The organism is uncultured Agathobaculum sp. (assembly GCF_963927765.1).
Lineage (GTDB): Bacteria > Bacillota > Clostridia > Oscillospirales > Butyricicoccaceae > Agathobaculum.
Map to the genome: position 1 here is coordinate 1 of NZ_CAWVCU010000057.1, position 5788 is coordinate 5788.

Consider the following 5788-nt stretch of genomic DNA (forward strand, 5'->3'; position numbering starts at 1 on the left):
AGCAGCAGCTCGTCCGACCCGTCGCCGTCAAAATCGACCAGATAGGAGCTTGCGTTGGGCATATTGTCCATTGCCTTGAGGTACGCGTTCGCGTTTTTGCTATCCAGCGCCGCACCTGCTGCGGGCAGCATGCCTGCTGACATTGCTGCGGCCAGCAGAGTCGATAAGATTCGTTTTTTCATTCTGTTCCCTCCGTTGCTATCATTAAAGCTGTAAACAGGCCGGCGGAATCCCGCCGGCCTTCTGTCGGTTCAGGCGTATGACCGTTGTTATTATGCCTTCACAAACCGGTCATACAGTCGGTAGCACAGCAGAATGCTCTGTTCCACCGTGCAAGCTTCCGCAGGAGACAATTCGGTTGCAGAAGTGCCATTCATAATGTTATTGGCAGCCAGCGTACCAACGCCTTCGGTTGCCCAAGAGGAAACAGCGTCTTTGTCCGTAAAGCCCGCAAGCGAACCAGCATTCGGCGCAACTACCTTGCCGGTATCTTTTTCTACATATTGGATAGCACGGAAAATCATTGTTGCGATCTGTTCACGATTGGTTGTGGTTTTCGGCTCAAATTTTCCTTCACCTACACCATTGACAATGCCGCTTTGCGAAGCTTTCAGTACAGACGGATTGGTGCTGTCGCTAAACGTGCTGCTCGGTGCAGCTTCCAGTTCTTCATCCAGCATGACTTCTACGCTCTGCACGATCAGTTCAGCGAATTGCTCGCGGGTAATCGTATCCGTAAATCCCGGATTGCCAGTCAGAGAGGGAACCAGACCTGCGTTCATTGCGGCCTCTACCTCAGATACAGCCCAATTGCTCGGGCCGCCTTCGCTGGGAATATAGGGGAGTTCATTGGGGTCAACGACTTCGCCCTTGATGGCAAGCGCAGGTGCACAGAACAGGCTCAGGCTTAAAAGCATGCAAATCAGTTTTTTCATATTATTTTTCCTCTTTCCTTAAAACTGGCTGGTAAATGCGGATAATTTCTGATCTAAATATTGTGCTCGCTGGATCGTAGACATAGGAGCTGCCAGAATAGTGACCCCGTCGCTGTCCGGCTCATAGGTCAGGCCCATTTCACCGTAGTCATGTGCGCCCATGAAGAAAGTACGCAGCTCCGCAGCTTCCTCCTGTGTTTCCGCCTGTGCCAGCACCGTACGGGAGGATTCCACGTTCTCCGCATCATGCCATCCGTGCGCTATCTGATCTTCTGTCAAGTCCTGATCATTCTCCGGCAGAAAACCCACAGGGATCTCAAGCGTCGTTGTTGTGTTAGCATCTACCTCATATGGAATTTGCAGAATCATCCTATAGGGAACATAAACTCCCGCATCTATTATTTCAGAACCTTGGATAAATTTTGCATAGGTAATATAAAACAGATCTCCTTTGTCCGGCTGCGAATTCCCGGTGTTTGTGACCTCAATCACCATTTTACCGACATAATCCTCGTCAATGGTGTAGCCTTTGATGTGTGCGGTGGCCTGGCCGTAGGTAGATTCCATTTCCGGTTCTTCCGGCTCTCCCGGTTCTACCGGAACCTCCGGAGCCTTCTGATCGATGCCATGTACTCGCTGATAGAGAGAAATGCCGTCCTGATCGTAAAGCGGCAGGGAAATCACCGTATCAATGTCCTGCGTCAGTTTCCAGTCGGTGAGCATATTGCCTTTGGTGTCAATGTAGGCATATTCCACGCCGTACCACTTTTCAGGATAAGCACTTTCATAGGTGCAAGTGTATGGATCTTCTGCGGATACAGATGGCCACGGGCGCGAACCCCTGTCAGGCTCTCTCAGCACAACGGTCTTACCGTTTTTGAAAGCGCCCTGATACCACAAGGAATCGTACTGGAAGCTGCACCAGTCATCGTTGCATGGGATAACTTCATTGCCCTTGGTGTCCACATAACCAACGTTATACATATAATTGTATTTTTCCGTATTCTTGCTTTTCACCGAAGCCAGTCCTCCGGAAAAAGAATACATCGCCTGATAGCGCCCTTTGTTCAGGTCGTGCAGCTGGCCGTTCTTGTCCACATAGTTGTCCCATGTGGCATACTCCTCGGTGGGGGAGACGGTGTCCTGAATCAGCAGTAAACCATCATTTAGTTCCGGGCAGAAGCTCCACCCATCAGCGGAATGCTCATAAATCCCCTGAGCATTTAAAGTGTTCTTATGGGTATTCCAGAATTGCTGGGTCTCTTCATTGGGCATGATGGTGATGCCGTCCAGAGCCATATAATGCGCACCTGCTGGGACAATCAATACCGCAGCCGCTAATGCCGCGCTGACGGCTGCTTTTTGCCATACTCTTTTTTTCACAAAAATCCTCCTTCTGTGTTTGTGGTGTGCCTGTTTTGTGCCGTTCTTTGTTTGTCTCCTCCTTTGTTTGATGTTTATCCGTAAAGTTCGGTATCCTGCGGTATACTTTGATTGAAATAATATGGAAAATATCCGTTACCATCTTACAATATTCATAGTTATCCGTCAAGATACAGCCTTTGTGTTGGTTAAAATGTTGTGATACGGCATCACGTCGCTGAGATCTGAAAACAGGGCATCCGTTTTCTTGGGTACCCTTAAGAGTCCGCAGGAGGGCGGCAGGTTTTATTCCCACCAAAAAATTTTAGAAAAATTTTCCCCAGAAAAAAGAAGGCCGACCAAGCCGGTCAGCCTTCTTCTGTATTCAGGACGCATCCGCTTCGGATGTCCGCTCCTCCTGCCAGATCAGATCGTTGATTTCCTGCATTATTTCGCTGCGCAGGGCGTTGCCGGCGGGATCGGCCGCAGCCTGCGGCGGCGGGTTAAAGCCCTGCGGAGCCCAGTAGGCTTCGAGCGCCGGGCAGTCTGCCAGCGGGGCCAGATCCAGCGGGGCCATATTGTCGCTGAAATAACGCAGGTGCTGCAGCCCGCTGAGCGGGGTCAGATCGACCGGCACGCCGGAAAATTGCAGCAGGGAGATAACGCGCAGCTGCGGCGCCTGCCGGGCAAATTCCAGCGAATCCACCGTGCCGGTATACGCTTCCACCGCGCGCAGGTTGGGCAGCGGCTGGGTCGTGCGCAGCGAAATCGTGCCGATGCTCCCGTAGCTGGTCGAGGACAGCCTGAGAGAGACCAGTTCGGGCAGCTGGCTCATGTCCAGCGAAAAGTCGCCGGAGATCGCAAAGTCCAGATCGCGCACGCTGCCATGCTGCTCGAGCGGCGTCAGATCGACCGCGCTCGTAAGATCGCAGGAAAACGCTTTCAGCCGGGGCAGCCTGTCCAGAAAGGACAGGTCGCGCAGCGGCGCGGTGTTGCGGAAACTGGTGTCCAGCGCGGGCAGCGGGGTGTTTTCGGCCAGCGTGTCAAGCAGCGTCTGCGGGTCGTCCACATACAGCTCGAGCGAGCTCAGCGACGGCAGCAGCTGCAGATCGGCCAGACTGCCGACCGGCTGCGTGCCCGGCAGCGGGGTCAGATTGTCGTAGTCGTCCGAGGTGGTCACGTCCGCGACCCCTTCGTCGGTCAGCACCATGTGATACAGCTCGTCGCAATCGTCAGCATACAGTTTGCCGTCCGGCTTGCCGACCAGCACACGGATGTTCTGCTCCATCGCCGGGTCAGTGAACACCAGCGGGTCGGGCAGGGTGGCCGCGACGATGCCGCCGGTCGCCACCGCGGTCGCCGCGACACCCGCAATGATTTTCGCCTTGAGCGTTGCCAGTAGGCCGCCCTTGGCCGCTTCGCCGCCGGCGGCGCCTGCCGCACCGGCCGCACTTGCCGCGCCTGCGGTTCCCGCGGCAGCACCCGCCGCCACACCGGTGCGCACGGTCTGCCACATCTGCGACAGCTGCTCGGGCGTCGGCATCGGCACGTCCATCCGCGACAGCAGCAGCCCGAGAGGCAAGGCGCCGTGCAGCCGGATGCCGTCGCGCTGCTCGATCTGCAGGATGCACTCGCCGATCTTCTGCCGTGCATAGTTCAGGCGGCTTTTGACCGTGCCCTCGGTACATTGCTGCGTCTCCGCGATTTGCTTGACCGACATGCCATTATAATAGAACAGCAGCACGCACTCGCGCTGGCTATCCCGCAGTTCCTCGATCACCTGCCGGATCAGCGCGCGCTTGGACTGATCCTCGAGCACGCTCTCGGGCAGCACCGCCTCATCCATATCCGGAATGCTTTGGAAAAAGTCGGTTTTCTCCTCGTCATCGGCGGGATCGGCAAAGCGGCTCTGCTGCCGCAGCTGCTTGCGGCAGCGGTTGGCCGTGATTTGATAAATCCACGAAGAAAACGCCGCGGGATCGCGCAGCGTGTCCAGATGCTGAAACGCCGAGACAAAGCTGTCCTGCACGGCATCCAAGGCGTTTTCACGGTTTTTGGTCATGCCCAGCGCCAGCCGGTAGAGCTTCTCCCAGTACAGCCGATACAGCTCGCCCTGCGCATCCGTGTTGCCCTGCTGCGCCTGTAGCACCCATGTTTTTTCTGTTGTCTCCTGCATCGCGTCCCCCTGCTTTCCGCCCGTGCCTCCGCAGCGGTCGGGATGGATTGTTGAGGCCATTGTACCATAAACCGGTTTCTGGGTCTACAAATCTTTGGGAATCCGTTTGGGCAAAAACAAACAAGCGCTGACAGTTAGCCGCGGGTGAGGAAGCCCGCCGTAAGGTAGGAGCGGAAGGCAGCCGGATATGGATGCGACGAAATGCCGACATGCTATTTGAAACAAACTTTGCCAAAATCTAACCAAAAATGACAACGCGCCGTTCCAAGTAAAATAACCACAATTGATTGTTTTGATGGCTTATGGTTATTTTTGTTTGTGTCCAATGTTGCAATTTTTGTTCCATGCATGATAATTGAAGAATCAATCCAGAAATAAATTTTTTTCACTCTTGATTTGTTTCTGATAATCATTCTAATAATTATTAGAAGCGTTTATTAGAACGGAGACTGTTTTATGATTGAGAATAAGACAACAGAATTCAAACGCGAGTACATCGATGATATCAAATACACCGTAGCTCCCTTTGCAAACACAGAGAGTGGGAAAATTTATATTAAACATTATCGCCTCGGATGGAACTTATACCAATCCCGGCATATTGTTGTCTGAACATAAAAGACGGGAGGGTAAGCACTATTACGTCTACATGACCGCTGCAGCGAACAAGTTTCTGAGGATTTACTACGGTACTGTTATAGCTTATTTAGAGATGCTGTAACCCCATTATAAACGACGATTTTCATACCAATTCCATGACCGCCAGAACACGACGGTTTGCTTTGCTATGCTCATTTTTATGCTTTCAGGCTTTGACAACTCTTGGCAGGTTTAGCAGGTCTCGTCAGCCGCAGATAGATTCTGCGTACATGATTTTCCTATACGCAAACGTCAGCTTTTTGGCTTGCTGCAGTGGGTCACAGCGCTTTGTGCGTAACCAGTAGGTTATCAAAAGCCCCGCTCCAGAATCGTGCTGTAAACCACCTTCGCTGTGTAGACCAGCGTGTTGCGCATCGCAGCCTTCTCGTTTTCGCGCAGCTTAGCCAAGGCGCAGTCCAGCACCTCCCAGTTGAGACGCCAAAGCGTCTCCCGCACCTGCAGCTGCGGATAGGTACACGGACCGATCGTCAGCTCGCCACAGTAGTACAGCCATGTGATTGCGTCGCGCAGTACGGTCTGCTCTTCCGGCTCAAACAGGTCAAACTCGCAGCGCCGAAACAGGTGATCGAGCTCCGCCCGTTCGCGCGCGCGTTCGACCGTCGTACTCCTCTCCGTATCACTCTTCTCTTTCTTTCTCTTCTCTTTCTTACTTGTG

At 53.4% G+C, this 5788-nt stretch carries 5 protein-coding genes; all 5 read right to left on the minus strand.

What is annotated here, in order from left to right; all coding sequences use genetic code 11:
- A partial coding sequence (locus ABGT74_RS05050) for a hypothetical protein (RefSeq protein WP_346704724.1) occupies nucleotides 1-182 on the minus strand: 182 nt, incomplete at its 3' end.
- Nucleotides 183-272: 90 nt separating this feature from the next.
- The gene (locus ABGT74_RS05055; RefSeq protein ID WP_346704725.1) at nucleotides 273-935 is read right to left on the minus strand and encodes an S-layer homology domain-containing protein; all 663 of its coding nucleotides are present in this window, start codon (nucleotides 933-935) and stop codon (nucleotides 273-275) included.
- 18 nt (nucleotides 936-953) lie between these two features.
- Complete coding sequence (locus ABGT74_RS05060) at nucleotides 954-2318, minus strand: WG repeat-containing protein (protein ID WP_346704726.1); 1365 nt, start codon at nucleotides 2316-2318, stop codon at nucleotides 954-956.
- A 364-nt stretch (nucleotides 2319-2682) separates the two neighbouring features.
- On the minus strand, nucleotides 2683-4473 hold the full coding sequence (locus ABGT74_RS05065; protein WP_346704727.1) for a sigma-70 family RNA polymerase sigma factor: 1791 nt from the start codon (nucleotides 4471-4473) through the stop codon (nucleotides 2683-2685).
- A gap of 948 nt (nucleotides 4474-5421) precedes the next feature.
- The coding region (locus ABGT74_RS05070; protein WP_346704728.1) for a hypothetical protein at nucleotides 5422-5788 on the minus strand (367 nt) is incomplete at its 5' end.